Annotated in this window: 27 protein-coding genes; 11 read left to right on the top strand and 16 right to left on the bottom strand. The window is 69.2% G+C overall.

Features of this window, described 5'->3' with window-relative positions; all coding sequences use genetic code 11:
• Nucleotides 1-107: 107 nt before the first annotated feature.
• Entirely contained in the window at nt 108-344 is a 237-nt protein-coding gene (locus ACIBG8_RS37550) for a DUF397 domain-containing protein (protein WP_397347952.1), read from the bottom strand.
• Nucleotides 341-1,159 (bottom strand): Scr1 family TA system antitoxin-like transcriptional regulator, encoded by an 819-nt coding sequence (locus ACIBG8_RS37545; protein WP_397347951.1) that lies wholly within the window; start codon nt 1,157-1,159, stop codon nt 341-343. The genes ACIBG8_RS37550 and ACIBG8_RS37545 overlap by 4 nt, the downstream gene beginning before the upstream one ends.
• 163 nt (nt 1,160-1,322) lie before the next feature.
• Here ACIBG8_RS37545 and ACIBG8_RS37540 point away from each other — a divergent pair, with 163 nt between their 5' ends.
• Nucleotides 1,323-1,673: a hypothetical protein gene (locus ACIBG8_RS37540; protein ID WP_397347950.1), complete on the top strand. Its 351-nt coding sequence runs from the start codon at nt 1,323-1,325 to the stop codon at nt 1,671-1,673.
• On the opposite strand, the gene ACIBG8_RS37535 is transcribed toward ACIBG8_RS37540, so the two are convergent.
• Nucleotides 1,589-2,020, bottom strand: coding sequence for an NUDIX hydrolase (locus ACIBG8_RS37535; RefSeq protein ID WP_397347949.1), 432 nt, complete (start codon nt 2,018-2,020; stop codon nt 1,589-1,591). The genes ACIBG8_RS37540 and ACIBG8_RS37535 overlap by 85 nt on opposite strands.
• 112 nt (nt 2,021-2,132) lie before the next feature.
• On the opposite strand from ACIBG8_RS37535, the gene ACIBG8_RS37530 reads away from it, so the two are divergent.
• Nucleotides 2,133-3,608, top strand: coding sequence for an alkaline phosphatase family protein (locus ACIBG8_RS37530; RefSeq protein ID WP_397347948.1), 1,476 nt, complete (start codon nt 2,133-2,135; stop codon nt 3,606-3,608).
• Here the strand turns inward: ACIBG8_RS37530 and ACIBG8_RS37525 are convergent.
• Entirely contained in the window at nt 3,598-3,876 is a 279-nt protein-coding gene (locus ACIBG8_RS37525; protein ID WP_397347947.1) for an ArsR/SmtB family transcription factor, read from the bottom strand. The genes ACIBG8_RS37530 and ACIBG8_RS37525 overlap by 11 nt on opposite strands.
• Nucleotides 3,877-3,963: 87 nt before the next feature.
• Here ACIBG8_RS37525 and ACIBG8_RS37520 point away from each other — a divergent pair, with 87 nt between their 5' ends.
• The gene (locus ACIBG8_RS37520; RefSeq protein ID WP_397347946.1) at nt 3,964-4,848 is read left to right on the top strand and encodes an LLM class F420-dependent oxidoreductase; all 885 of its coding nucleotides are present in this window, start codon (nt 3,964-3,966) and stop codon (nt 4,846-4,848) included.
• Here the strand turns inward: ACIBG8_RS37520 and ACIBG8_RS37515 are convergent.
• Entirely contained in the window at nt 4,845-5,480 is a 636-nt protein-coding gene (locus ACIBG8_RS37515) for a DUF47 domain-containing protein (RefSeq protein WP_397347945.1), read from the bottom strand. The genes ACIBG8_RS37520 and ACIBG8_RS37515 overlap by 4 nt on opposite strands.
• Entirely contained in the window at nt 5,477-6,418 is a 942-nt protein-coding gene (locus tag ACIBG8_RS37510) for an anion permease (protein WP_397347944.1), read from the bottom strand. Before ACIBG8_RS37510 ends, ACIBG8_RS37515 begins: the two co-directional genes overlap by 4 nt.
• A 199-nt stretch (nt 6,419-6,617) precedes the next feature.
• Here ACIBG8_RS37510 and ACIBG8_RS37505 point away from each other — a divergent pair, with 199 nt between their 5' ends.
• The 4 genes from ACIBG8_RS37505 to purU are packed head-to-tail and all read left to right on the top strand — an operon-like array spanning nt 6,618 to nt 11,846.
• A complete protein-coding gene (locus ACIBG8_RS37505) occupies nt 6,618-7,715 on the top strand; it encodes a pyridoxal-phosphate-dependent aminotransferase family protein (RefSeq protein WP_397347943.1) in 1,098 nt (365 codons plus the stop codon).
• A 5-nt stretch (nt 7,716-7,720) separates the two neighbouring features.
• Nucleotides 7,721-8,665 carry a LysR family transcriptional regulator gene (locus ACIBG8_RS37500; protein WP_397347942.1) on the top strand — a complete coding sequence of 315 codons (945 nt, stop codon included), beginning with the start codon at nt 7,721-7,723 and terminating at the stop codon, nt 8,663-8,665.
• The gene (locus ACIBG8_RS37495; RefSeq protein ID WP_397347941.1) at nt 8,662-11,019 is read left to right on the top strand and encodes an FAD-dependent oxidoreductase; all 2,358 of its coding nucleotides are present in this window, start codon (nt 8,662-8,664) and stop codon (nt 11,017-11,019) included. Before ACIBG8_RS37500 ends, ACIBG8_RS37495 begins: the two co-directional genes overlap by 4 nt.
• On the top strand, nt 11,016-11,846 hold the full coding sequence (purU, locus tag ACIBG8_RS37490) for a formyltetrahydrofolate deformylase (protein WP_397347940.1): 831 nt from the start codon (nt 11,016-11,018) through the stop codon (nt 11,844-11,846). Before ACIBG8_RS37495 ends, purU begins: the two co-directional genes overlap by 4 nt.
• 293 nt (nt 11,847-12,139) lie before the next feature.
• Here purU and efeB read toward each other — a convergent pair whose 3' ends face one another.
• The 5 genes from efeB to ACIBG8_RS37465 all read right to left on the bottom strand — a co-directional run bounded on the left by efeB (nt 12,140) and on the right by ACIBG8_RS37465 (nt 17,151).
• Nucleotides 12,140-13,363, bottom strand: coding sequence for an iron uptake transporter deferrochelatase/peroxidase subunit (gene efeB, locus ACIBG8_RS37485; protein ID WP_397347939.1), 1,224 nt, complete (start codon nt 13,361-13,363; stop codon nt 12,140-12,142).
• Between the two features lie 7 nt (nt 13,364-13,370).
• Nucleotides 13,371-14,510: an iron uptake system protein EfeO gene (efeO, locus tag ACIBG8_RS37480; RefSeq protein WP_397347938.1), complete on the bottom strand. Its 1,140-nt coding sequence runs from the start codon at nt 14,508-14,510 to the stop codon at nt 13,371-13,373.
• A 12-nt stretch (nt 14,511-14,522) separates the two neighbouring features.
• Complete coding sequence (efeU, locus tag ACIBG8_RS37475; RefSeq protein WP_397347937.1) at nt 14,523-15,353, bottom strand: iron uptake transporter permease EfeU; 831 nt, start codon at nt 15,351-15,353, stop codon at nt 14,523-14,525.
• A 92-nt stretch (nt 15,354-15,445) separates the two neighbouring features.
• Complete coding sequence (locus ACIBG8_RS37470) at nt 15,446-16,630, bottom strand: MFS transporter (RefSeq protein ID WP_397347936.1); 1,185 nt, start codon at nt 16,628-16,630, stop codon at nt 15,446-15,448.
• Nucleotides 16,627-17,151, bottom strand: a complete 525-nt coding sequence (locus tag ACIBG8_RS37465) for a winged helix-turn-helix domain-containing protein (RefSeq protein WP_397347935.1) — start codon at nt 17,149-17,151, stop codon at nt 16,627-16,629. Before ACIBG8_RS37465 ends, ACIBG8_RS37470 begins: the two co-directional genes overlap by 4 nt.
• Nucleotides 17,152-17,261: 110 nt before the next feature.
• Between ACIBG8_RS37465 and ACIBG8_RS37460 the strand changes: the two genes are divergently transcribed.
• Nucleotides 17,262-18,179 carry a hypothetical protein gene (locus ACIBG8_RS37460; protein WP_397347934.1) on the top strand — a complete coding sequence of 306 codons (918 nt, stop codon included), beginning with the start codon at nt 17,262-17,264 and terminating at the stop codon, nt 18,177-18,179.
• On the opposite strand, the gene ACIBG8_RS37455 is transcribed toward ACIBG8_RS37460, so the two are convergent.
• From ACIBG8_RS37455 to ACIBG8_RS37440, 4 genes are all read right to left on the bottom strand, one after another.
• Nucleotides 18,167-18,517: a VOC family protein gene (locus tag ACIBG8_RS37455; protein ID WP_397347933.1), complete on the bottom strand. Its 351-nt coding sequence runs from the start codon at nt 18,515-18,517 to the stop codon at nt 18,167-18,169. The genes ACIBG8_RS37460 and ACIBG8_RS37455 overlap by 13 nt on opposite strands.
• Nucleotides 18,514-19,311: a helix-turn-helix domain-containing protein gene (locus ACIBG8_RS37450; protein ID WP_397347932.1), complete on the bottom strand. Its 798-nt coding sequence runs from the start codon at nt 19,309-19,311 to the stop codon at nt 18,514-18,516. The genes ACIBG8_RS37455 and ACIBG8_RS37450 overlap by 4 nt, the downstream gene beginning before the upstream one ends.
• A gap of 410 nt (nt 19,312-19,721) precedes the next feature.
• Nucleotides 19,722-21,770: a prolyl oligopeptidase family protein gene (locus tag ACIBG8_RS37445; RefSeq protein ID WP_397347931.1), complete on the bottom strand. Its 2,049-nt coding sequence runs from the start codon at nt 21,768-21,770 to the stop codon at nt 19,722-19,724.
• 10 nt (nt 21,771-21,780) lie between these two features.
• Complete coding sequence (locus tag ACIBG8_RS37440; RefSeq protein WP_397347930.1) at nt 21,781-22,527, bottom strand: hypothetical protein; 747 nt, start codon at nt 22,525-22,527, stop codon at nt 21,781-21,783.
• Nucleotides 22,528-22,832: 305 nt separating this feature from the next.
• Between ACIBG8_RS37440 and ACIBG8_RS37435 the strand changes: the two genes are divergently transcribed.
• The 3 genes from ACIBG8_RS37435 to ACIBG8_RS37425 are packed head-to-tail and all read left to right on the top strand — an operon-like array spanning nt 22,833 to nt 24,416.
• Nucleotides 22,833-23,339, top strand: a complete 507-nt coding sequence (locus ACIBG8_RS37435; RefSeq protein ID WP_397347929.1) for an HNH endonuclease — start codon at nt 22,833-22,835, stop codon at nt 23,337-23,339.
• A 50-nt stretch (nt 23,340-23,389) separates the two neighbouring features.
• Nucleotides 23,390-24,193, top strand: coding sequence for a GNAT family N-acetyltransferase (locus ACIBG8_RS37430; protein ID WP_397347928.1), 804 nt, complete (start codon nt 23,390-23,392; stop codon nt 24,191-24,193).
• Nucleotides 24,194-24,206: 13 nt separating this feature from the next.
• Nucleotides 24,207-24,416 carry a zinc ribbon domain-containing protein gene (locus tag ACIBG8_RS37425; RefSeq protein WP_397347927.1) on the top strand — a complete coding sequence of 70 codons (210 nt, stop codon included), beginning with the start codon at nt 24,207-24,209 and terminating at the stop codon, nt 24,414-24,416.
• Nucleotides 24,417-24,620: 204 nt separating this feature from the next.
• Here ACIBG8_RS37425 and ACIBG8_RS37420 read toward each other — a convergent pair whose 3' ends face one another.
• Entirely contained in the window at nt 24,621-25,325 is a 705-nt protein-coding gene (locus ACIBG8_RS37420) for a serine hydrolase (RefSeq protein ID WP_397347926.1), read from the bottom strand.
• Nucleotides 25,326-26,109: the final 784 nt, after the last annotated feature.

The following is a 26,109-nucleotide window of genomic DNA, read 5'->3' as shown; positions in this document are numbered from 1 at the left end:
GCCGTGGGGGGGGGGGGGGGGGGGTGGCGCGGGCGCGCCCGGCGGGGGGGGGGGGCGGCCGCGGGGCGGGGCCCCCCCCCCCCGCGGCCCCCCCACGGCGTGGTTGATCAGGACAGGTCGTCGAACTCGCCGTCCTTCATGCCGAGGAGGAAGGCCTCCCACTCGGCCGGTGTGAAGAACAGCCGGGCCCCTTCCGGGTCCTTGGAGTCACGCAGGACGAAGAGCCGGTCCTGGTCGGCTTTGTGGGTGGCGACGTCCCCGGGCGCGTCGAGGACGGCCACTTCGACGCAGTCTCCGCCGTTGCCTCCGCTACGACGGGCTTTCCGCCACTGGATGTCGTTCATATGGTTGCCTCCATCTTTTGCAGCAAATCTAGACTTGACTGAACCGGTAAGGCGAGTGACCGGATCACGTCGTACCGCCGGGCGATGGACTCCACGTCCTGCGGCCGATCCGTGACGTACCCTTCTCCGGCTGATTCCAGGTAAACGAGGTCTGGCTCGCCGGGTACCTTCGCGATGACGAACGCCCCCGTCAGCCCAGGCACGGCCTGGGCGTCCATGGGGACGATCTGGATGGTGACGTTCGGCAACTCGGCTGACTCCTGCAACGCGCGCAACTGGGCGCGCGTCGTCGCGGCGGAGCCGACCGGCCTGCGGACCACCCACTCGTCCAGCACCACCCAGTACATGGGCGGGTCGGGACGGTGGAGGATCGCCTGCCTCGTCATTCGTGCCGTCACGGCTTCCTCCGCCTGTTCCGCCGTGGCGGCGGGTTCCCTGCGGAAGATCTCGCGCGCGTACTCCTCCGTCTGCAGCAGGCCGGGTACCAGCAGAGGCTGCCATGTCTGCAGGGTGCGTGCGGTCTGTTCGATGTCGAGCCACGGGCGGAACCAGGCCGGGTAGGCCGACTGGCGGACCAGCGGCCACAACCTGGACAGCTCGCCGCCCGTCTCGAGCACGTCGTCCGCGCGCTCGGCGAAGTCACGCGAGGGAGTGCGCTTGGCCAGCTCGACCGCGCACACGAGGGAGAGCGAGTAGCTCAGCTTCTCGGCGAGCTGGTCCTGGGAGAGCCCCGCACGGGTGCGGTGCTCGCGGAGTTCAGCGCCGAAGAACGCCAGTGGGCTAGAGGCGGGGTCGAGCTCACGTGCTGGGGGCATGGCGCGCTCCGGTTCCTACTCCGGTTCTACACGGTTCTACAAACGGACCCGGTAGTCACACACTCCCCATGTGCCACCGGTTTACGTACATAGAGTAGTCACTTGAGTGCAGGCTGGGGTCATGACAGGGGAATTCTCACCGACTTAGGGACATGTGGTGCTTATGCGTGCCGGGTATACGCAACAGGTAGAAGCGCAGCAGATCCAGCAGCTCGAATGGGTGCAGCAACGGCTCACATCCGACGGCCAGCGCAGCCTGCTGGTGCGGCATGTACGGCTGACGCTCGCGGCCAACCGCTACGACCCGCTGGAGCGCGTCGGGCCGCTGCTGATCGCCGGCTCGGTGCGGGTCCGCGTCGAGAACGGCTATCACGTGCAGCTTGAGGACGGCAGGTCCGCCCACTTCATGGAGGTGGACGAGACGGCCGACTACGTCAGGCGGGCGATGACGTCGAGCAGCTCGGGCGGCTCGACCACGTCACCGGGCAAGTCGTCCGGGGCGAACCAGGCATAACCCAGATAGGTATGGCGCTCCTCCTCCGTGAGCTCGCCAGGATCGGCAACGGGCCGGCTCTCCTCGAACCGGGCCACATAGAACGACTCGGTCGACGTGTAGCGGACACCGAGCCACACGAAGTCACGCTCCACCCGCACGAACCGATCCTGTACGGCAGAGCCGGGCAGGCCGGTCTCCTCGGCCAGCTCACGTCTGGCCGCCTCCAGGGAAGTCTCGCCGGGATCGATCCCTCCACCCGGCGGTTCCCACAGCCGCCGGCCGCTGACGTGGTCGCGCCAGTGCATGAGCAGCACCCGGCCCTCGGCGTCCAGGCACACGATCCTGGCAGCAGGCCGTACAGCCATTTGGGCCCCCTCATTCCTTGATGCCGCTCATCGGAAAGACGGTCTTCTCGCGCCCGCTCCTGGCGGAGATCCTCAACGCGGATCATTCCACCCCCCAGCGAGGAGCTCGCAGATGCCCCGATGGCTCATGCTCTTAGCCGCTCTGATCGTGTTCTTCCCGACGCCCGTTCATGCTGACGCCTCCGTCGACAAGGTGCTCGTCATCGGTCTGGACGGCCTGCGTTACGACCGCATCGCCCCGGCCGACGCCCCCAACCTCGACGCGCTCATCGCCACCGGCACGTTCGGCACCAGCCTGCTCTACGCCAACCCCATGGCGGCCACCTCCAGCGGGCCCGGCTGGTCGACCATCGCCACCGGCGTGTGGCCCGACAGGCACGGCGTCAAGGACAACTCCTTCACCGGCCGGCGCTACGACCTCTACCCCGACTTCCTCAGCAGGATCGAGGCCGTCAACCCCGCCATGAACACCTTCGCGGCCTTCGACTGGAAGGCGCTGAGCGACTACGGCACCTTCGGCCCCGCGATCGACAACCGGGTCGTGTTCGACGGCGACACCAACGGCTTCCCCGCCGAGGACGAGCGGGTCACCCAGGCGGCAGAGCCGGTGCTGCGCGACCAGAACCCGGACGCGTCCTTCGTCTACCTGGGCAACATCGACATCGCCGGGCACAACAGCGGGGCCGCCTCGAAGGGCTACCTCGACGCGATCAAGGCCTCGGACGCGCAGATCGGGCGGCTCCTCGCGGCGGTCCGCGCCAGGCCCACCTACGCGAGCGAGCGCTGGACGGTCATCGTCGCCACCGACCACGGGCACACCGACGCGGGCGGGCACGGCGGGTCCACGATCGAGGAGCGGCGGACGTTCGTGCTGGCGTCGGGCCCGGGGATCGCCGCCGGGGCCACGCCGCGCGACACGCGGCTCGTCGACGTCACGGCGACCGTGTTCACCCAGCTCAAGCTGCCCGTCCCGGCGGGGCTGGACAGCCGGTTCGTGGGCACGCGCGCGGGTGACCCCTTCGACGCGCTGCCGCTGTCCGGACGTGTCAACGAGACCGGCATTCCGGCCGGGGTGCTCGGTTTCACCCACACGCCGCCCGCGGGATGGTCGGTGAACAACTCCGCGCTGCCGTCAGGAGGTGTGGAGGAGTGGCGCGGGTGGTCGTTCACCACCGACGAGTTCTGGTCGCGGGCGCAGCGGGACCAGTGGCGCGAGCTCAACGTGCGCAGCAGGGGGACGTTCGCGGTCGCGGACTCCGACGAGTGGGACGACCGCTCGCACGGGGCCGGGCCGTACGACACGTCGCTGACCTCGCCGGCGTTCGGCGTTGCCGGGCGTACGTCGGCGACGATCACCTACGCCACGCACTACCGGCCGGACGGCACGCAGAAGGCGCAGGTGCTCGTGTCCTTCGACGGCGGGCCGTACGCGGTCGTCAAGAACTACACGGCCGAGGCGATCGCCAAGGTGGAGGCGGTGCCGGTGGCCGTGCCCGCCGGGGCTTCGTCGATGACGGTGAAGTTCAGGTATTTCGACGCCACCAACAACTGGTACTGGGCGATCGACGACCTGCGCGTCACTCCCTGAGCACCAGCGCCAGCAGGCCGGGGAAGCGCTCGTCGAACTCGGGACGGCGCAGGCGGTTGAGCCGCCTGGTCCCCTCGTCGCGCTGCTCCAGCAGGCCGACGTTGCGCAGCACGGAGAAGTGATGGCTGAGCGTCGACTTGGCCACCTGGAGGTGGTTGAAGCTGCCGCAGGGCAGTGACCAGTCAGGCACCTCCGCCAGGTCGCGCACGATGCGCCGCCGTACGGGATCGGCGAGCGCGTCGAGCGCGGCCTGGAGCGACACCTCCATGGGCGACGCGTGCTTTATGTTCGACGGCGATCGAACTTCAGGGTATTGTTCCATCTCGATCGAACATCTTAGTCGAAGGAGGCTTCCATGGATGGGCGCATCGGGGTGTGGCACGGTCTGTTCACCCGGGCCCCCGCCCGCGAGGTCCGCGCGGCGGCGGTGGAGATCGAGAACCTCGGGTACGGCACGCTGTGGCTGAGCGAGGCGCCGGGCACCAAGGACCCTTACGCCGGCGCGGCCGTGATGCTGGCCGCGACGGAGCGGATCGCGGTCGGGACGGGGATCGCCAACATCTGGGCACGGGACGCGACGGCCACCGCCGCGGCGTCCGCGACGCTCGCCGAGGCATTCCCCGGCCGGTTCATCCTGGGGCTGGGGGTGAGCCACGGGACGATCGTCACGAGCCGGGGACACGACTACGCCAAGCCGCTGTCGGCGATGCGCACGTATCTGGACGACATGGACAGCGCTGAGGTCGACCTGCCGCGGCCTGAGCGTCCCGCTCCGCGGCTGCTGGCGGCGTTGCGCCCCAGGATGCTGGAGCTGGCCCGCGACCGGGCGGACGGGGTGCACCCCTATCTGGTGCCGGTGGAGCACACCGGATTGGCCCGGGAGATCATCGGCCCGGACAAGCTGCTGGTGCCTGAGCAGGCGGTGGTCGTCGAACCCGACCCGGTCCGCGCCCGCGGTCTCGCCCGCGAGCACCTGGCCTACTACCTGACGTTGCCCAACTACGTGAACAACTGGCGGGAGTTCGGCTTCACGGACAACGACTTCTCGGGCGGCGGCAGCGACCGCCTGGTGGACGCGTTGGTCGTATGGGGCGACGCCGAGACCATCGCCAAGCGCGTCCACGCCCACCTCGACGCGGGCGCCGACCACGTCGCCCTGCAACCCCTGACCCCACGCGGCAGCACCCTGGCCGAGGTGACCACCGCCCTCCACACCCTCGCCCCGGCCCTCTCCCTCTAACGCTTCATGGCGCCGTCGGCGATGGCGTCGGCGGCTTCGCCTATCGCCATGCCGACGATCTCCAACCGGCGCACCAGCTCGCGCTCCTTCATCGCCTCCGCGGTGAGCTCGCCGGAGAAGATGCGGGAGATCTCGTACTGGTACATGCGCCTGATCGCACCCCCGACCTTCTTCGCCTCCAACGCGTCCTGCACCACCGCCGACGGCCGGGAGGCGAGGTCGCGCACCGCGTTCTCCAGCGCGTCGATCCCCACGATCACCTGGTCGAGCAGCGGGGAGAACCGGATCTGGTCCGGCACCCGGTACAGATGCGACTCCCGCACGAAGTCGCGCAACGAGTCGAGCACGTCGTCGATCGACCGCGACAGCCGGAACAGGTCCTCCCGGTCGATCGGCGTGACCAGCGCGCTCCTGAGCTCCTCGACGAGCCGCCGCCGCTCCTCGTCGCCCAGGTGCTCGATGGCGCGCATCTGCTCGTGGGCGCCGGTCCTGCCGACCTCGCCGCCGATCATCGCCATGGCCAGCCACGCACCCTCCTTCGTGGCCTCCAGCTGGCCGAGGAGCGCTTCGGTGAGCGCGCTGTCCATGCGCCCGGTCATCAGGTCACGGATCCGCCGGAGCCGCTTCATCATGTGGAGGCACCTTTGATGAGGAAGGCAGCCAGACCGGCGAGCAGGGCGCTGGCCGGGAGGGTGAGGAGCCAGGCGACCACGATCTTGACCGCGGCGTACCAGCGCACTCGTCCACCACCCGTCGTGACCCCTGCGCCGATGAGGCCGCCTGCTATGGACTGGGTCATGCTGACCGGCACCCCCAGCGCCGCGCACGCGGTCACCGTGGCCCCGGAGGCCAGCTCGGCCGCGACCCCGTGCAGCGGGCGCGAGGCGATGATCTCCCTGCTGAGGGTACGGCCCGCCTTGGGCAGGCCGTACAGGGCGCCGACCCCGAAGAGCCCGGCCACCAGCAGGGTGTACGGCGCCGCAGCCCCGGAGAAGCCCAGGGCGATCATGAAGACGGCGAGCATCTTCTGCCCGTCGTTGGCCGCATAGGCGACGCACTGCAGCGCGAACCCCGCCACGTGCCAGTGGCGCAGGCCCCTGCTGCTGGTCAGCGCCAGCAACAGCCGCGTCACGAACCACGCGGCGACGCCCCCGACCAGGGGCGAGAACAATCCGACGGTCAGGACGAGCGCCACGTACCCCCACGAGACCGGCAGCCCCCAGCCCAGGCCCGCCCCCGTGAGCCCGCCGACGATGGCGAGGGTCAGGCTGGTGGGGCGGCCCCTGTTGCTGAGGACGGTCACCACGGTCAGCGCCGCGACCACCGCGATCGCCATGGCCTGCTTGCCGCCCGGCCCGTCGAAGGACCCCAGCCTGGTGACGAAGGCCAGCGCCACCTTGTGCGACACGAGCGGCACGAACGCGACGAGCACCACCAGCGTGAGGATCCCGGTCGCCGGGCGCACGCTGGGCAGCTTGAGCCCGGTCGCGAGCAGCGCCCCGCCGTCGTTCATCCCGGACACGACTGCGAACGTGCCCGCGACCACGATCAGCACGACATCTACCGCCACCCGTCCCATCCCATCTGTCACGAACCGCACAGGACAAGACGCAAAACCCTATAGGGCACATCATCCGCGTAAGAAGCCGCAGGTGGGGAGGGCAACCCCGGATCCCCTTATGGGGCTCATAGTGAAATCCCGGCTGGCCTGAGCACCCGAATCGCGACTAGCGTCCAATTCGCCCGATTAACTACCCAAGATCGAGTGGATGATGGACCAAGAGCTCATTCTGCTGAATCCCGGACCGGCGTGTACCTCGAAGCGGGTCAAGGACGCCCTGCTCCGAGGCGACCTGTGCCACCGCGAGCCGGAGTTCACCGAGCTGCTGTTCAGGATCCGTGAGGCGCTGCCCCGCTGCCTGAACCTCGGCGACACGCACGAGGCACTGCTGGTGACGGGGTCCGGCACCGCGGCCATGGAGATGGCGGTCATCAGCTCCGTACGCGAAGGGCGTGCGGTGCTCGTCGTGAACAACGGCGTTTACGGCGACCGGATGATCAGGATCGCCAAGGCCAACGGCATCCCCTTCTACGAGATCAAGAGCGACTGGACGGTCCCCGCTGACCCGGGGGCCGTACAGGCGGCACTGGACGAGCACGACGACATCGACGCCGTCATCTGCATCCACCACGAGACCACCACCGGCCTGATCAACCCGATCAAGGAGATCGGCGAGATCGTCCACGGCAGGGCGCTGTTCCTCATCGACGCCATCTCCGGCACCGCGATCGAGGACCAGGACCTGAGCGAGGTCAAGGCGGACGTCGTGTGCGGCACCGCCAACAAGGGGCTGCACGGGCAGCCGGGCATGTCGTTCATCCTGTGCTCGGAGGCGTCGATCGAGCGCATCCAGGAGGTGCCGGAGCGCAGCCTCTACCTGAACGCGGCCAGCTACCTCAAGGGCCAGCGCAAGGGCGACGTGCCGTTCACGCCTGCCGTACAGGTCTGTTATGCCCTGGACGAGGCGATCAAGGAGTACGAGGAGGCGGGCGGGTTCGCGGCCAGGACCAAGCTGTACCGCGAGCGGGCCGCTCTGGTGCGCGGGCAGTTCGAGCGGCTCGGGCTGAAGATCCTCGTTGATGAACCGTTCAGGTCCAACACGGTGACGATGCTTCACCTGCCGGACAACGTGACGTACGACGCCCTTCACGATGAGCTGAAGAAGCGCGGCTATGTTATTTATGCCGGTCAGGGGCAATTGTCCAAAGATTTCTTCCGCATCTGCACGATGGGGGAGATCCCCTGGCACCGGCTCGAGGAGCTCGAAGAAGCTCTTCGGGAGTCCATTGAGGCAGCTAGGGGTTAATCGCGATGCAGCTCAACCTGCACAGGCTCTGGATCTTCATGACGGTGGTGGAGTGCGGCGGCTTCTCGGCGGCGGCACAGAAGCTCTACCTGAGCCAGCCGTCGGTGTCGCACCAGGTCAGGCAGCTTGAGCAGTCCCTTCGCACCACCCTGATCGACCGCAGCGGCGCCAGGATCAGGCTGACGCCCGAGGGCGAGGTCATGCTGGAGTACGCCAAGCGCGTGTTCCTGCTGGCCGACGAGGCCGTCGCGGCGATCCGCCAGGTCTCCGGCCTGCAGACCGGCAAGCTGGTCGCGGGAGGAACCACCACGGTCGGCACGTACCTGCTGCCGCCGCTGCTGGCTGCCTTCCGCGACCGCCACCCGGGCATCGAGATCGGCATCCAGGTCGGCAACGGCCAGGCGGTCGAGCGCGGCCTGGTCGACGGCGACATCGGCGTCGCCGTACTGGCCGGTCAGCCTTCAGCCGCGCAGCTCGTGAGCGAACCGATCCTCGAGGACCGGCTCGTCGTCATCACCCAGCCGGGCCACAGGCTCGCGGACGCCGGTATCGTCGCAGGCTCCTCAACTACGTATACGGCGGAGCCGTCGGAACTGGCCGGGGAGCCCTTCCTCATCAGGGAGCCGGGCTCCTCCACGCGCGAACTCCAGGAACAGGCCATGGAGGACTGGGGCCTGGAGGGCAGCACCGAGATCTGGGGCCCCGAGACGATCAAGCAGGCCGTCGCGGCCGGGCTGGGCATCTCGCTGGTCTCCGAGCACTGCGTCGAGCAGGAACTCGCCGACGGGCGGCTGTCGGCGGTCGAGGTGACCCCGGCGCCGAAGCCGCGCCCGATCGTGCTGGCCCACCGCCGCGACCGGCTGCTCGGCCCAGCAGAACAGGCTTTCATCGCCATGCTCCGCAACGTGCGCAGCTGGCCGGGCATCAATCGCTTGAGGAGCATTTCTTGAAGGATCGGGCGCAGGTCGTCATCGTCGGTGGCGGCATCGTCGGTTGCAGCGTGGCCTACCACCTGGCCGAGCTGGGCTGGACCGACGTCGTCGTCCTGGAGCAGGGCCAGCTCTCGTGCGGCACCACCTGGCACGCGGCCGGGCTGGTCGGCCAGCTGCGCAGCACCGAGAGCATGACGAAGCTGATCCAGTACAGCACCGACCTCTACGCCCGGCTCGAGGCGGAGACCGGCTTCGGCACCGGGTGGAAGCAGTGCGGCAGCGTCAGCGTCGCCCGCACCCCTTCCCGCATGACCCAGTTGAAGAGGACGGCCGCTCAGGCGCGCAACTACGGCATCACCGCCGAGGTCATCTCGGCGCGCGAGGCGCAGGAGCTGTGGCCGGTCATGCAGGTCGACGACGTCGTCGGCGGCGTGTGGCTGCCCGGCGACGGCAAGGCCAACCCGTCCGACCTCACCCAGGCCCTCGCCCGCGGCGCCCAGCGCAGGGGCGTGCAGGTCTTCGAGCGCGTCCGCGTCCTCGACACGATCGTGCGCGAGGGCCGCGTGCGCGGTGTGGTGACCGACCAGGGCACGATCGAGTGCGACGTGCTGGTCAACTGCGCGGGACAGTGGGCCAAGGAGCTGGGACGGCAGGCGGGCGTGACCGTGCCGCTGCACTCGGCCGAGCACTTCTACGTCGTCACCGAGCAGATCGACGGCGTGAAGCCCGACCTGCCGGTCATGCGGGACCCGGACGGCTACGCCTACTTCAAGGAGGAGGTCGGCGGCCTGGTCGTCGGCGGGTTCGAGCCGGACGCCAAGCCGTGGGCGATGGACGGCATCCCGCACCCGTTCGAGTTCCAGCTGCTCGACGAGGACTGGGACCAGTTCGCGATCATCATGGAGAACGCGATCCACCGGGTGCCCGCGCTGGAGACGACCGGCGTGCGGATGTTCTACAACGGGCCGGAGTCGTTCACGCCGGACAACATGTTCCTGCTGGGGGAGGCGCCCGAGGTGGGCGGCTACTTCGTCGGCGCCGGTTTCAACTCGGCCGGCATCGCCTCTGCCGGCGGCGCGGGCAGGGCACTTGCCGAGTGGATCGTGAACGGGTCGCCGACGAGCGACCTGTGGCCCGCCGACCTGCGGCGCTTCGCCCGGTGGGCGGGCAACGACACCTGGCTGCGCGACCGCGTCACCGAGACGCTGGGGCTGCACTACGCGATGTCGTGGCCGAACAGGGAGCTGGAGACGGCGCGGCCGTTGCGGCGCTCGCCGGTGCACCACCTGCTCGCCTCGGCCGGCGCGTGCTTCGGGTCGAAGATGGGCTGGGAGCGGGTCAACTACTTCGGTACGGCCGCGCCGTACACCTTCGGGCGTCCTGAGTGGCAGCCGGCGGTGAACGCCGAGGTGGAGGCGTGCCGTACGCATGCCGCTGTCTTCGACCAGACGTCGTTCTCCAAGTTCACCCTCAAGGGGCGGGACGCGGCCGAGGTGCTGCAGTGGCTCTGCACCGCCGACGTGGACGTGGAGCCTGGGCGGGTCGTCTACACGGGGTTGCTCAACGACCAGGGCGGTTACGAGTCGGACCTTACGGTGACCCGCGTCGCGCAGGACGAGTACCTGATCGTGACGGGGTCGGCGCAGACGACGCGGGACTTCGACTACATTTCCAGGGGCATCGGCTCCCGCCACGCCGTCCTCGTGGACGTGACCGGCGCTTACGCTGTCTTCGGCGTCATGGGACCTTCTTCACGAAATATCCTGCAATCCGTGTCTAAGGCGGACTTTTCGTCATTCGACTTCGGCACCTCCCGCTTGGTCGACCTCGGCTACGCGACGGTCCGGGCGACCCGGGTGACCTACGTGGGCGAGCTGGGCTGGGAGCTCTATGTGCCTGCCGAGTTCGCTGTCACCGTCTACGAGACGCTGCTCGGGACCGGTATCGCCCAGGCGGGGTACTACGCCATCGAGGCGATGCGGATCGAGAAGGGCTACCGCGCCTGGAGTCGCGAGCTCGGCCCTGAGGTCACTCCGGCGGAGGCTGGGCTGCGGTTCACCTGCAAGAAGGGGATCCCCTTCCGCGGGCAGGACAAGGCGCTCGAAACGCCCGCCCGCCGGGTGGTGTCGATCGTGCTCGACGACCAGGACGTGCAGCTCTGGGGAGGCGAGTCACTGCTCGCCGACGGCGTACCCGTCGGGTATGTCACCTCGGCGGCCTACAGCCCCACCCTGGGGCGCGCGGTCGCGTTGGGCTTCGTCGCCGACGCCTCCATCGGGAAGGCTGACGTGGATGTCGCAGGTGACCTGTACTCTGCCCAGATCAGCCTCAAGGCGCCCTACGATCCCACCTCCGCGAGAGTGAAGGCATGACCGCTGAGTACGTCCTGACCCTTTCCTGCCCCGACCGTCCCGGTGTGGTGGCCGCCGTCTCCGGCCTGCTGGCCGAGAACGGGTGCAACATCACCGAGAGCCAGCAGTTCGGCGACCAGCGGTTCTACATGCGGGTGCAGTTCACCTCCGAGCTGGATCTGACCACGGCGTTCGCCGCGCTGGCGCCGGACTTCGGGATGGACTTCAAGCTGCGGGCCGTGTCGGTCAAGCCGCAGGTGCTCATCATGGTGAGCAAGTTCGACCACTGCCTCAACGACCTGCTCTACCGGGTCAGGTCGGGGGCGCTGGACATCGAGATCGTCGCGGTGGCGTCCAACCATCCTGACCTTCGGCCGCTGACGCAGTCGTACGGGATCGACTACCACCACCTGCCGGTCACGCCCGAGACCAAGCCCAAGCAGGAGGCGGACATCCTGACGCTGGTCGAGCACTATCAGGTTGATCTGGTGGTGCTGGCTCGTTACATGCAGGTGTTGTCTGAGGACCTGTGCGAGAAGCTCGCCGGGCGGGCGATCAACATCCACCACTCGTTCCTGCCGTCTTTCAAGGGCGCCAAGCCTTATCACCAGGCGCATGCGCGGGGGGTGAAGCTCATCGGGGCCACGGCACACTATGTGACGTCGGACCTGGATGAGGGGCCGATCATCGAGCAGGAGGTGGCCCGGGTGAACCACAGCCACTCCCCTGAGGACCTGGTGGCCCTGGGCCGCGACGTGGAGGCGGTCACTCTGGCGAGGGCGGTGAAGTGGCACGCCGAGCAGCGCGTGGTGCTCGACGGCCACAAGACCATCGTCTTCCCACGCTGACCCCCTACAACCACCCCTCGGAAGACGACCCTCCCGGAAGGACCACCCCTGAGTGGGTGGTCCTCTCCTTTTAAGCCCGGGCACCCGGAAGCCCGGGCACCCGGAAGCCCGGGCACCCGGAAGCCCCCGCGCCTGGAAGCCCCCGCGCCTGGAAGCCCCCGCGCCTGGAAGCCCCCGCGCCTGGAAGCCCCCGCGCCTGGAAGCCCCCGCGCCCGGAAGGGCCCGCGCCCCTCAAGGGCCCGCGCTGCGCACTCTTGGGTGGTTGTCTTTTGGGGTTGTGTCTTAAGGGAAGGTCAGGTGAAGAGGGCGCGGCCCCAGTAGTCGCCGGCATCACGGACGCCCGCGGGGCAGGCGAAGACGCCGCTGGACACGTGCTTGATGTACTCGTTCAGCGAGTCGTGCTTCGCCAGGTTCATCTGCACCGGCACGAACTGCTTGCGCGGATCACGCTGGTAGGCGATGAAGAACAGCCCCGCGTCCAGACGGCCGAGGTCGGACGAGCCGTCCACGAAGTTGTACCCGCGCCGCAAAAGGTGGGCGTTCCCGTTGGTCGTGGGGTGCGCCAGCCGTACATGGGCGTCAGCCTTCATCGCACCCAGGTCGACCGGGTCGAACTCCGCCTTCTTCCCGACCGGAGCCCCCTCGCCCTTGTTGCGCCCGAAGATGTCCTCCTGCTCGCGCAAAGACGTACGGTCCCACGTCTCCACCATCATGCGGATCTTGCGCGTCACCACGTAACTGCCACCGGCCATCCACGCGGCCCCGTCGGTGGAAGACGCCCACAGGTGGTCGCGCAGCAGCGCCGCGTCCTCCAGCTTCAGGTTGTTCGTCCCGTCCTTGAACCCCATGAGGTTCCGCGGCGTCACCTGCGCCCGCGACGTCGACGACGTACGGCCGAAGCCGAGCTGCGACCAGCGCACCGACACCTTCCCGAACCCGATCCGAGCGAGGTTACGGATCGCGTGCACCGCGACCTGCGGGTCGTGCGCGCACGCCTGCACGCAGATGTCCCCACCCGAAATTTCCGGAATCAGCTGCTCTCCCGGAAATTTCGGTAGATCGGCGAGAGCGGCGGGCCGCTTCGACGCCAGCCCGAAGCGGTCGTCGAAGAGCGACGGCCCGAAGCCGATCGTGAGCGTCAGCCCCGAGGCGGGCAGCCCCAGCGCCTCACCCGTGTCGTCCGGCGGCGCCTCGGGAGACCCGCCGACGGCGCCGAAGGACCCGGCCTCGCGCCCCTGCGTGAGCCGGGCCGCCGCGGCCGTCCAGTCCTGGAGGAGCGTGACCAGCTCCTCCCTGCGGGTCGTCGTCACGTCGAAGGCCACGAAGTGCAGCCGGTCCTGGGCGGGCGTGACGATGCCCGCCTGGTGCTCGCCGTAGAACGGGAACGGGTCGGACGTGGAGGCCGCGTGCGCGGCCTGCGGCTCCTCCAGCAGCGAGCGGGTGGCGAGCGCGCCCGCGCCCACCGCCGCGACCCCGGCTGCGCCGAGGCCGAACATCTTCCTCCGGCTGATGCTCATGGCGCTCCTACTTCGCGACGATCGGTGCGATCTTGCTGATCGGCTCGGCCAACGCGTTGATCACGTCGGACAGCTTCTTCAGCTCGGCCTTGGACAGCTCGTTGTGGAACTTCCAGCCGTCGCCCTTCTGGTGCGTGCCCAGCTCGGTCTCGGCGGCGGCGAACTTCTCGTCCAGCGTCTTGACCAGGTCGGGCGCGCGCTCCTCAAGCACGGGGCGCAGCGCCTGGACGGCGGCCTTGGAGCCCTGGACGTTCGCGGCGAAGTCCCACAGGTCGGTGTGCGACCAGATGTCCTCCTCACCGGTGATCTTCCCGGTGGCGACCTCGTCGAGCAGTTCCTTGGCACCGTTGGCCAGGTTCAGCGGGGTCAGCTCGGCCGCGTTCGACTTCTCGACGATGGTCTTCACGTCGGCGATCAGCTTGTCGGCGACGGGGCCGTCCTTGCTGATGTCCTTGGTGATCCAGAGGTCCTTCTCGATCTTGTGGAACCCGGTCCACTCCTCACCGGCCGCCAGGTCCGCCTCGCGGGCGTCGATCGCCGGGTCGAGGTCGCCGAAGATCTCCGCGACGGGCTCGATGCGCTCCCAGTAGGTGCGCGCGACCGGGAAGAGCTCCTTGGCCTTGTCGATCTTCCCGGCCTTGACGGCGTCGACGAACTCCTGCGTCTTGACCAGGAGGGTGTCGCTCTGCGTCTTGATGTACCGCTTGTAGCTGGCGGTCGCGTCCGCCAGCTTGGCATCGGCGGTGAGCGCCTTGTGCTCGCCGGTCACCTTGAGGGCGTTGCGTATGCCCTTGCCGACCATGCCCGGCTTGCAGGCGGTCTCGTACGCCCCGGCGGGCAGCTCGGCGATCACCTCGCGGGTCAGGCCGGGCACGATGTTCTCCACCTCGGCCATGACCCGGTCACCCGCGGCGTAGACGTAGAACTCGGTGACCTTGCTGCCGCCGTTGGTGATGGCGAAGGTGCTGGTCCCCGCCGCGACCTCGGTGACGGCCACCTTGCAGTCGGTGTCGCTGGCGGCCACCGCGATCTTGCCGGGCTTGGCGGGTACGGCGGAGCCGTTCGTGGCGGCTGGCGTCTCCGCCGCGCAGGCGGTGAGTCCGGCCAGGGCGAGCGCGCCGATGGTGAGACGGATGGAGGCAGACATGGAAGCTCCTGTTCAGGCCGCGGGTGCGGGGGTGAGCTGCGTACGCGCGGGTCGCAGGAAGAAGAAGAGGGTGGGCACGAGGTAGAGGACCCAGGCGAGGGCTTCGAGCACGCTCGGCTGCGGGGTGATGTTGAGCATCCCGGACAGCAGCGCGCCGTACCACGAGTCGGCGGGCAGGACGGCGCTGATGTCGAAGGCGTAGTTGGTCAGTCCCGGCAGGATGTTGGCCTCCTGCAGGTCGTGCACGCCGTACTTGAAGATGCCCGCCGCGACGAGGATCAGCAGCAGCCCGGTCCACATGAAGAACTTGGTGAGGTTGATCCGCACGGCCGACTTGTAGAGGCCGTAGCCGATCGCCACCGAGGTGATCAGGCCGAGGCTGATGCCGATCAGCGGCTGCGCGGTGGCGGTCGCGCCCTGCACGGAGGCGAAGAACAGCAGCGCCGTCTCCAGCCCCTCGCGGGCCACGGCGAGGAAGGCCATGACGACGACGGCCAGCGACCCCATCTCCAGCGCGTTGGTCAGCTTGCCGCGCAGGTCCTTGGAGAGCGCGCGGGCCGCCTTGCGCATCCAGAAGATCATCCAGGTGACGAAGACGACCGCGAGCAGTGAGGTGATGGCGTCGAAGAGCTCCTGGCCGGTGTGCCCGAGGTTGGCCGCGGTGAAGGTCAGGACGGCGCCGAACCCGATGGACAGCGCGATCGCCCCGAGGACGCCCGTCCAGACGTGGGGGAGCTTGTCCCTCCGGTCACTCTTGACCAGGAAGGCGACGAGGACGGAGACGACGAGCGTCGCCTCGAGACCTTCGCGCAGTCCGATGAGGTAGCTGGCGAACACCGTCACTCCTGAACACTAGGAAAGGCTTACCTAAATTAGGGCAGGAGAACCTTACCTAATGCAAGACGTTGTGCCATCCGTCGCCAGAGTGACATTCCTTACTGGGCGTCGGCGATCGACGGGATGATCTTCGGAACCGGCACCCGGCCTGCGGTGACGGCGACCGCGGCACCCAGGCTGGCCACCACGATCAGGGCGTAGGAGATCTGGTAGCTCATGGCCAGCGCGGCTCCCGCGGCGATGGAGAGCGACTGGGTGCCGTTGGTGAGCATCCCGATCGCGGCGCCGACCCTGCCTTGGAGCCTGGCGGGCACGTAGAGGTGCTGGGCCGTGCCCAGGGCGACGCTGAAGATCGGGATGGCCGCGCCGTAGATCACCGCGCCGATCAGGAAGAGGACGGCGGACGGCGCCAGGAAGGCGAAGGCGCCCAGCGCGAAGGCGGCGTAGCCGAGCGCGGAGCCGCGCGCCTCGCCGAGCCGCTTGACCAGGTATCCGGCGACGAGCCCGCCCACCACGGAACCCGCGCCCTGAACGGTGGTGAGCACGCCGAAGAAGGAGGCGGGCAGGCTGAGCCCGTGCTCGATGGCGGCGAAGACGGCCGTGTCCATCAGCCCGACGGTCGCCATGAACAGCGTCTCCGCGATCGTCAGCCTGACCAGCAGCCGCACGCTCCACAGGTAGCGGAACCCGGCGGTCATGGCGTTGCGCTCCGCTGGCTCGGGGGCGGACTCGGTGATCTTCATGGTGAGCAGGAAGCCGATCGCGACCGCGAAGGTCGCCGCGTCGATCACGGCGAGCGCGCCGCCGCCGAGCCCGGCGTAGATGCCCGCGCCGATCACCGGGGAGGCGATCCTGACGCCCTGCCGTACCGTGATCAGGGTGGCTCGGGCGCTCGCCGCCTCGTCCGACGGCAACAGGTCCTTGAGCAGCCCGCCGTAGGCGGGCACGGAGAACGTGACCCCGTACGCCAGGGCGACCGCGTAGATGATCCACAGCTGGTCGGCGGTCCTGACCAGCAGGAGCGCGAGTACGGTCACCCCCATCAGGGCGTACATCGCGATGATCAGCGGCTTGCGCCTGACCCGGTCGACCACGTGGCCGTAGAGCGGCGAGAACAGGCCGGGCAGCGCCAGGCAGAGGAAGACGAGCCCGGCGGCCGAGTCTGAGCCGGTCAGCTCCTTGGCCCAGATGCCGAGCGACAGGTAGAGGGCGCTGTCGCCGAAGCTGGAGACGGCGTCGCCGGCGAGCAGGCGGCGGAAGAGGGGGTTGCGCAGGGCGTTCACGTGGGGATCCCGGTCAGTAGGACGCGGACGAACGAGGCGCCGTCCGGTGCTGGGGTGCGGTCGATGTAGGGGGCCATGACGGCCATGAGCTGCTTGCCGACCTCGTCGAGCTCCTGAGGGGTGAGCTCGGCGGTGATGCCGTGGAGGAAGCTGGCGCCGCGCCACTCCTCGCTCGCCCGACCGCGGCCCTCGGTCGTCCAGCCGATCAGCCTGGCCGCCTCGCGCTCGACGAACACCCGCGACAGCTCGGTCGCCGCGACGCCGCCGGTCTCGGCTGAAATGTTCTGCCGCTTGTCGACGACCTTCCAGGGGCGCTCGCGCTGGTCCTCGCTCTCGGCCTCGGCCACGTAGCCGTACTTGGCGAGCTGGCGCAGGTGGAAGGAGCAGGACGCCTGGGAGGTGTTCAGGTGTCGCGCGCAGACGGCGGCGGTGGCCGGGCCGATGCGGACGAGCAGGTCCATCAGGTCAAGCCGCAGGGGGTGCGCGAGAGCGCGCATCGCCCGCGGATCGGTGATCTCCATGTGTCAAAGATATCTTTGGCATTCTGGATATGTCAAAGGGTTCTTTGGCAACTGGATCTGGCTCTGGCGGGGGAGGCGGCGGGAGGTCCTGTCCGGCGATCTTTGATTCCGTGAAATTTCGTACATGGCCTGCTTGGATCCACCGGGTGGTCGCGGTTTGGGCCGTGGCCTACGCGGCCGTTCACGCTTTCTGGCTGCTCACCGGTACGGCGGTGCCGTTCGCCTTCCGCTTCACCATGCCCGCGTGGGCGCAGGTGGCGCTGGCGCTCGCGGCGCTGGCCGCGCTCACCCGGTTGATTCCCGTGGTGACCCCGGTGTTCGTCGTCGCGACGTTCGGCGCTCCGATCGAGTTCGTCGCGCTCCTGGGCGGCGATGGAAGCGGCGCGGTCAGCCTGATCCTCCTGCTGATGAACATCGCGGGCGCCGGGCTGCTCGTCGCCGCCACTGTCGTACGGCGTCGCCGCGGCCGGTGCCCCCGATGCGGTGAGGGGCACCCGCCTCCGTGGGATGCCCCCTTCCTCCACCCGCCCGCCACGCCCGCTTCCCCGCGGACCCGTGTGGTCGTCTACGTGGCGATGTGCGGAATCCTCCCCTGGGCCGTCACCAAGACCATCTGGACCCTCGGCGGCGACGCGCTCGGCATGACGGCCGCGCGATGGCACGAGCTCAACGCAGGAGGGTCCGGCACGACGCGGGGCCTTGCGGCGGTCGGCATCGACTTCACCGTGCTTGCGGCGCTGCTCGCCTGCTTCCTCATCCTCGGGCTGACCCACCGCTGGGGCATGGTCTTCCCGCTTCTACGACGGCGGGTGCCTCGCCTGCTGCCCCTCATCCCCGCGTGGCTCGCCGGCTTCACGCTCTTCCTGTACGGCACGGCGCTCGTGGTCGGCGGGCTGGTGACGACGGGGTGGTTCTGGATGGTGGAGTTCGGCGGGCTGGCGTTCGGCGGGCTCGGGGCCGGGCTGCTGGTCGGCGCCCGCTCCTATGCCCGCCGTACCCGCCCTGTCTGTGCGGTTCAGGGGCGGTAGGTGCCGAAGAACCAGGAGTTGCCGCCCGGGTCCTTGCAGCCGTACTCCCGCGACCCGTACGGCTGGTCCACCAGCTCCATCGTGATATCGGCCCCCGCCTCCTTGACGCGGTCGTGGTGGGCGTCCGGGTCGTCGACGGCGACGTAGATGCCCGGACCGCCTGGCTCGCCGGAGCCGATCATGATCATGTCGTCGCCGGCGAAGAGCTCGGCGTGGACGACGACGCCCTCGTCGTTCTTGGACACCTCGTGCGCCTTGAACCCGAACGCCGACGTCAGGAAGTCGACAGCGGCACCGCAGTCCTGGTAGCGGGCAAGTGCGTAAACGGTTCTGGTCATGCGTCGATTGTCGCGCCGTCCAGGTAGGGAGCGATTGGACGAATCTGACCGGGCGTGGTGCCGGACAGGGCGCGGAACTCCCTGTTCATGTGCGCCTGGTCGTAGAAGCCGCACTCGGCGGCCAGCTCGGCCAGCGACACCTCGGGCGTCAGCAGCGACAGGGCGCGGTTGAAGCGGACCACGCGCGCCACGGCCTTGGGCGACAGGCCCACCTGGTCGTGGAAGCGCGCCACCAGATGCCGATGACTCCAGCCGAGCGCGTCGGCGAGCGAGGCGACGCTCACCGCGCCGCCGGACTCCAGCAGCCTTGCCCACGCCCACGGCACCTGCGGGCCCAGCTCGGGGGCGTCGTGGATGCGTTCCATGAGCAGGCGGTCGACCAGCCGCACCTGCTCGCGCCAGGTGGGCTGCTCGGCGAGCCTGGCGACCGCCGCGCCGCCCCAGCGGCCGAACAGGTCGTCCACGGGGACGATGCGGTTGGCGACCTCGCTCATCGGCATCCCGAGCAGGCGCCTGGCGCCGAAGGGGGTGAGGAACACCTCGACGCCCTGGGTGAGCGCCCGGATCCGCGTGTGCGTGGGGCGGTCGGACAGGCCTGCGGCGAACGAGGTGACCTGCACACCCGCGCACTCCAGCGCGGCCCCGAAGCCGAAGACCAGGACCACGCCCGTCCAGGGGTACTCGGTGCGCTCAAGCGGGGCGTCGTAGCCCTCGCGGTAGGCGACCAGCCGCGTGACATAGGGCCGCAGCGCCGCACTGGGCGCCGCCTCGACCATCCACAGGCCGCTGTCCACCCCTCGACTATAGGTGCCCGGTCCTCGGCCGCTCCTGATACAGCGCGAGACCGCTGTCGACCACCTCGGAGCGATCCAGCCTCTTCAGCTCCGCCAAGGGGACCCAGGCCGCCTGGTGGCGCAGCTCTCCGCCGGTGACGGTGGCTTCGTAGAAGATCCGGATGGCGTGAAAGTCCGCACGTGGATGAAGCTGTTCACTCCTACGAGCCGATCCACTGAGATCGCGTAGCCGGTCTCCGCCTCGACCATCCACAGGCCGCTGTCCACCCCCTCGACTATAGGCATCGGCACCGACAAGCCGCCCGACGCACCGATGTAACGGCGGGGACCACGTCAGACCGCGTGCCAATGACGCACGGACGGCCACCCACGTCGGCGGGTGGCCGTCCCTCGGCTGTGCCGTACCCCTTCTAGAGGCCAGTGTGCCTGGCGAGGAAGGTGAGCTGGTCGGCGGCGAGGTCGACGGTGCGGCTGATGGAGCGGGCGCCGTGCCCGACCTCGGTCTCGTTGCGCAGCACGATCGGCCGCTCCCCGCCCGTGGCGTGCTGCAGCGCCGCGCACATCTTCCACGCGTGCAACGGGTGCACCCGGCTGTCCGACTGGAAGACGGTGAACATCGTCGCCGGGTAGTCCACACCCTCACGGACGTGGTGATACGGCGAATAAGCCGCCAGCCACGCGAACTCCTCGGCCACCTCGGCCGAGCCGTACTCCACGTTCCACGTCGCCCCCAGACCGAACAGCTCGTACCTGATCATGTCCAGGAGCGGCGCCGAGCAGGCCACCGCCGCATAAAGCTCCGGCCGCTGCGTCAGCGCCGCGCCCACCAGGAGCCCGCCGTTCGACCCACCCGAGATCGCCAGCTGCCCGGACGTCGTCACACCGGTAGCGACCAGGTGCTCGGCCGCCGCGTGGAAGTCGTCGAACACGTTCTGCTTGTGCCCGAGCATCCCCGCGCGGTGCCACTCCTCGCCCTCCTCGCCGCCCCCGCGCAGGCTGGCGATCGCATACACGCCGCCCGCCTCCACCCAGGTGAGCACGGAAGCGGAGTAACCCGGCGTCATCGAGATCCCGAAACCGCCATAGCCGTTGAGAATCGTCGGCCGCGGACCCTCGCGGTCCACCGGCTCGATGATCAGCATCCGGACCTCGGTGCCGTCCTTGGAGGTGTAGACGACCTGGGAGGTCTTGACCTCCGGCACGTCCACGGCCCCCGGAGAGGCCGCCCACAACGTCGTCTCCCCGGTGCGCGCGTTGTAACGCTGGATCGTCGGCGGCGTCGTGTTGTCGGTATAGCCGAACCACGCCTCGAACCCGCCCTCGGGACGCTCCGAGATGCCGCCGATCGTGCCCAGCCCCGGCGTAGGCACCGAGCCGGTCCGCTCGCCGGTCGCCAGGTCGTGCACCGAGATCTCGCTGATCGCGTGCCGCGTCCAGCCGACCAGCATGACCGGGGCGTCCAGGTCGTCGAGGATCGCGTAGCTGGAGAGCACCGCCTCGGCGTCCTCCGGGACGAGGTCCGTCCACACAGTCGGGTCGGCCGGGTCGGCCACGCAGATCCTGCCGCGCGGCGCGTCCCTGTCGGTGTGCACGTAGAGGCGGCCGTCGCGGCCGAACTGCAGCCCGGTCTGCGCGTCCACCCCTTCCTGTACGGTCACCAGCTCGGGCGAGTCGAGCGACGACTCGGTGAGGTCGGCGACCCACAGGTCGTTGCGCGGAGCCGTACCCTCGTGGGCCGAGATCTGCAGCCAGCGCCCGTCCCGCGAGACGGAGACGCCGTAGTAGTTGGTCATCTTCAGCCCCTCGCCGAAGATGATCACATCCTCCTCGGTGGAGGTGCCGACGCGGTGCAGGTAGACGCGGCGGTGGTACTGCCGCTCGTTCTCCGGCACCTCGGTGCTCGGCAGCCTGCGCACGTAGTAGAACGCCTCGCCGCCGGGCAGCCACGCGATGGGGGAGTAGCGGCAGCGGTCGATCGGCCCCTCGACCCGCAGCCCGGTGGCCACGTCGAGGATGTACAGCACCGACTCCTCGTCGCCGCCCACGGAGATCTGGTACGCCAGCAGGCGCCCCTCCTTGTCGGGCTGCACGGCGTCGAGCGTCGTCAGCCCTGACGGGTCGATCGCCATCGGGTCGATCAGCGCGCGCTCCTCGCCGTCCTCGTCCACGACGTAGTAGACGGCGTGCTCCTGGTCGGGCGTGCGCCTGGAGAAGAACTGCCGCTGACCACGCCACACCGGCACACCCACCGAGCCGGACCTGAGCAGCTCGGCGATGCGGTCCTTGAACCGCTGCTCGCCGAGCTCCCCCTTGAACAGCTGCTCCTGCGCGAGCAGCCAGCCCTTGGTCTCGGCGTCGTCGGCGTCCTCCAGCCAACGGTAGGGGTCGGGCACCTGGGTGCCGTGCAGGTCGTCGACGATCTCGTCGCGGTGAGCGGTCGGGTACGGCTGTCGCGTCATGGACTAGACCCTATGACTTGGAGACCTCGTCGGCGGAGGGCGCCTTGATGGTGCGAACCTCGCCCCAACCGGCGAAGGTCATCTCCGTCTTCGTGACGCCCGCCACGTCCATCACGCTCTTGACCGGGGCCCCGGTCTTGTCGAGCCACATGTCCAGCGTCGCGGTCTTGCCCTTGAGCTGCTGCTCCAGCGCCGTCTTGAGCGCTGCGGCTGCCTGCTCGTTCCCGGCGGTCTGCTGCTGCACGAGCTTCTGCAGGAAGTCGCCGCCGAGCACCTTCTCCATGTCGACGCTCATCGCGTAGTGGGTGCCGAGCGCGTCCTCGCTGGTGGAGGTGATCTTGGCGGACTTGGCGAGGTCGGCGGTCTGCGCGGACGCCTGGGAGAGCTGGGCGAAGGCGGCGGCCGTTTCCGCGGGGAGCTTGACCCACATCTTGCCTGGCTCGACGCCCTTCGTCCCCGGGGCGACCTCCAGGTAGGCGGACTCCCCGGCCAGGAGGGCGTGCGACTTGCCGACGATGCGCAGGTCGATCCTGTCCGGGTATTCCATCGCCATGGTCGCCTTGACCGGCTCCGCGCCCTGCGTCGTCATCGTCAGGTTCATGTGGACGCTGCCGGACTCCTGCAGCTTCTTCTGTACGGCGGTGCCGATCACGTTGGGGTCGGTGAGCTTGGCGGTTGTTGCCGTGTGCTGCTGCGTACCGCAGGCAGTGGTGAGGGCGGCGAGCAGAAGGGCGGACGCGGCAAACGAACGACGCACGAGATAACTCCATAAAGGTGTTGTAAATGAGACAAACTCCCACAAACTACACCCAGCGCCGAGTGATCACTTCCTCGGGGCAGGCGTAAAGCGCTGGTGAAGCGGGCATAAAACACACCGTGCGTCCCTCTGGTTCATTCCGGCTGGAGGTTATGGGGTGGCGGGGACCACGCATGTCACGCCAGACTTGGTGAAGGACGGTGCCGTGGTGACCATCCGTCGGGCCGTCCGGCGGAGGTCCTCATGACGGAAGCGTCCGGGTCCCAGGAGGGGCCGCAAATACAGCATCAGAGGGGAAACCCCTGATGCGCCAAGTACTCCTGCTCAACGCCACCTACGAACCCCTGACCACCCTCTCCCTGCACCGCGCGGTGATCCTCGTGCTGCGGGAGAAGGCCGACGTCGTCCACCGCGACGGCAGAGGAGCGGTCCTCCGCTCCGCCAGCCGTACGCTCGACGTCCCCTCGGTGATCAGGCTCAGACGATATGTCCGCATCCCCTACCGCTCTCGCATCCCCCTGACCCGCGCGGCGCTCATGCGCCGTGACGACTACCGCTGCGCCTACTGCGGGCTTCGGGCCGAGACGATCGACCATGTGATCCCCAGGTCCAGGGGCGGCCCCCACACGTGGGAGAACTGCGTCGCCTCGTGCATGCAGTGCAACCACAGGAAGGCCGACAAGTTCCTTGAGGAGCTGGGGTGGAAGCTCACCGTCGCCCCGGCGGTGCCTCGGGGCGCGCACTGGAGGCTGATCGGGGCGCAGTTCCTCGGTGATCCCCAGTGGGCTCCCTATCTGGAAGCCGCCGCCTGACCGGGGTGGCCGCCGCCGACGGGCGGCGGCCACCTGGCATGATCTCCCCCATGTGGACCTTCACCGAGGACGTCGAGGCGTTCGCCGCGAACGCCTGGCCGTTCCTGCTGGCCGACCCCGTGGCCAACACGGTCGCGCTGACGGTCCTGACCGGGGTCAGGACCGGGATGGACATGCCTGGCGCCTACTTCGGCTGGTGGACAGCCGACGGCCAGGTGCGCGGCGCGGTGTTCCGCACGCCGCCCCACCAGCTCGGCATGGCGCGGATGCCCCTCGAAGCGGTGACGCCGCTGATCGAGTCGCTGCACGCGCACGGGCGTGACATCCCGGCTGTTGGCGGGCCGTTGCACCAGGTCGAGGAGTTCGTGGCGCACTGGCCCTCCGACGTGGCGCACATCCGTTCCGAGCGGCTCTACGAGTTGCGGGAGTTGCGGGTGCCTGCTGTGCCTGGGCATGGACGGGTGGCTCGGGCGGAGGAGTTCGGGCTGCTGGTGTCGTGGTACCAGGGGTTCCAGGAGGACGCCGGGCTACCGCCCACGGACGTGGTGCCGCAGGTGGAGCGGCGGTTGGGGCTGGGGGACTTCGTGCTCTGGGAGCACGACGGGGCGCCGGTCTCCCTGGCCGCCGTGTCGGTCTCCGTAGGGGGAGTGTGCAGGATCGGCCCTGTCTACACCCCGCCGTCGTGCCGCAGGCGCGGCTTCGGCGCTGCCGTCACCGCCTTCGCCTCGCAGAGCGATCGCGCAGAGCGGAAGGTCCTGTTCACCGACCTCTCGAACCCGACGAGCAACGCCATCTACCAGTCCATCGGGTACGAACCGGTCGCCGACTACGCGAGTGTGAGCTTCGACGGCTGAGTACTCTGGTGGCATGCCGCGCTACGACTTCCGCTGCCGCTCCTGCGGATCCACGTTCGAGCTGACCCGCCCGATGTCGGCCTCCGCCGACCCGGCGCTGTGCCCGGCCGGACACGACGACACCGTCAAGCTCCTCTCCACGGTCGCTATGACCGGCGCCGCCCCTTCCCCGTCGGGTGGCGGCGGCGGTGGTGGTTGCTGCGGCGGAGGCTGCTGCGGCTAACTGCCTTCCTTCGGGTACGGCAGAGCCAGCCTGGGCACCACCCACCGAGCCCCCGGGCCACCCCGCGACGCCCCCAGCTCCCAGGCCAGCCCTGTGACGCCCAGCGCTTGGGCCACCCCGCGCTTGGGCGGTCACCACTGCTGTGCCCGCGTCGCTCTTTCGGCGACGGGCTGTGAGAGGGATGCGGCCGCGACCCCCATGCGTCTAGCGGTCGGTGTTCGTCGTGAAGGCCTTGACGGTCAGCCGGGCCACCTGTTCCACCGTCCTGATGCCCGACCCCATCGAGGGGCTGCGCTCGGAAAGGACGGCGATCAGCAGGTCGTGGCCCGCCACCGACAGCCGCCCCACGCTGTTGATCGTCCACAGCCCACCATGCACCCGCGCCGGAATCCACCCGTTCTTCAACGCCACCCGCCCACCGTCACCAGCCGCGCTCACCCCCCACGCCTGGTCGCGCGTGACCGTCGACATCAGGCGCAACGCGTAACGCCGGTTGGCCGCGTCGACCGGCCCGTCGACGCCGGTGAGCAGGTCGAGCACCCGCACCTGGTCGGTGGGCGTGCTGCGGGTCGCACCCCAGTACAGCCCCGACCCCGGCCAGGTGTCATCCACGTTCAGCCTGCGCAGGGTCCGCGTGAGACCGTACTTGCCGCCGATCGCGGTGTAGAGCTCGTGCGCGCACTGGTTGTCGCTGTAGCGGATCATGCGATTGGCCAGGGACCGCTCGTGCCCGGACAGCCCGCGATGTTCCCGCTGGGTCTTGAGGAGAAGTGCCAGCAGGATGTCCACCTTGGCAACACTGGCCAGAAGGAACGGATCACGGTCCCGGAAGGCGTAGCGGACGTTCTCCGTACGGTCGAGCACCGCCACCTCAGCCCGCCCAGGCCGATCGCCCAGATACCGCCCCAACACCCGATCCAACCGCCGCCCGGCTTCCCCAAACCCGGAGGCCAGACGCCCAGCCTCCCGGACCCCGACCGCCCGCCCTTCGCCCGACCGGCTACCCTCCCCAGCGGCCCCGGCGGCCCCGGCGGCCCCGGCGGCCCCGGCGGCTCCGGCTGCTCCGGCCGTCCCAGCTCCCAGCGAGCTGCCCGCCCGCTGTCCGACGGTTTGCTGACCAACAGCCTGCGCACCACCGACAAACCCCGCCGCCACGGAACCCTGCACACCCGCAGAGGGACGAACGCCCGCAGCGGTCGCCGGGCTCATCTCAGCGGTGAGAGGTCGGGTCTGCGCACACCCCGTCACCAGCAGCGCAGCGAGCGCGAGAACGGAACGCGAGATCGACAAAGGGCACATGTCGCGCAGCCTGTCACCCGCCGCGTCAACGACCCGCCCCGATCAAGGTCAACGCCTCCCCACGATTCCCCAACCCCGGCATCGCGGCCCAACGTGTTGTCCGTACAGAAAGAAGGGTCGTCGCCGTGAAAGGGCTTCGCGAAAAGGCGGGTGCCCCCGGGCGCGGGCGGGCGACCCGGGGGCGGCGGTGGCGGCCCGTGGGTGGACGGGCGGGCACCGCGTCTAGGGCGGCGTCACACGACGCCGCGACGTACCACCAGCGGCAGGGACCGACGGACGGACGGTCCCTAGCCAGGGGATCCGCCCTCTCCCGAGAGTGGCCTCGGGAGGGGGCGGGCCGACGCTCCAGGTGAGGCCTGACCGCCAGCTGGTCAGGCCGCGCGCCGTTGGAGGG

The organism is Nonomuraea sp. NPDC050556, assembly GCF_044457355.1.
In the GTDB taxonomy this organism is placed as follows: Bacteria; Actinomycetota; Actinomycetes; order Streptosporangiales; family Streptosporangiaceae; genus Nonomuraea.
This window is presented reverse-complemented; position numbering and strand designations above follow the sequence as displayed.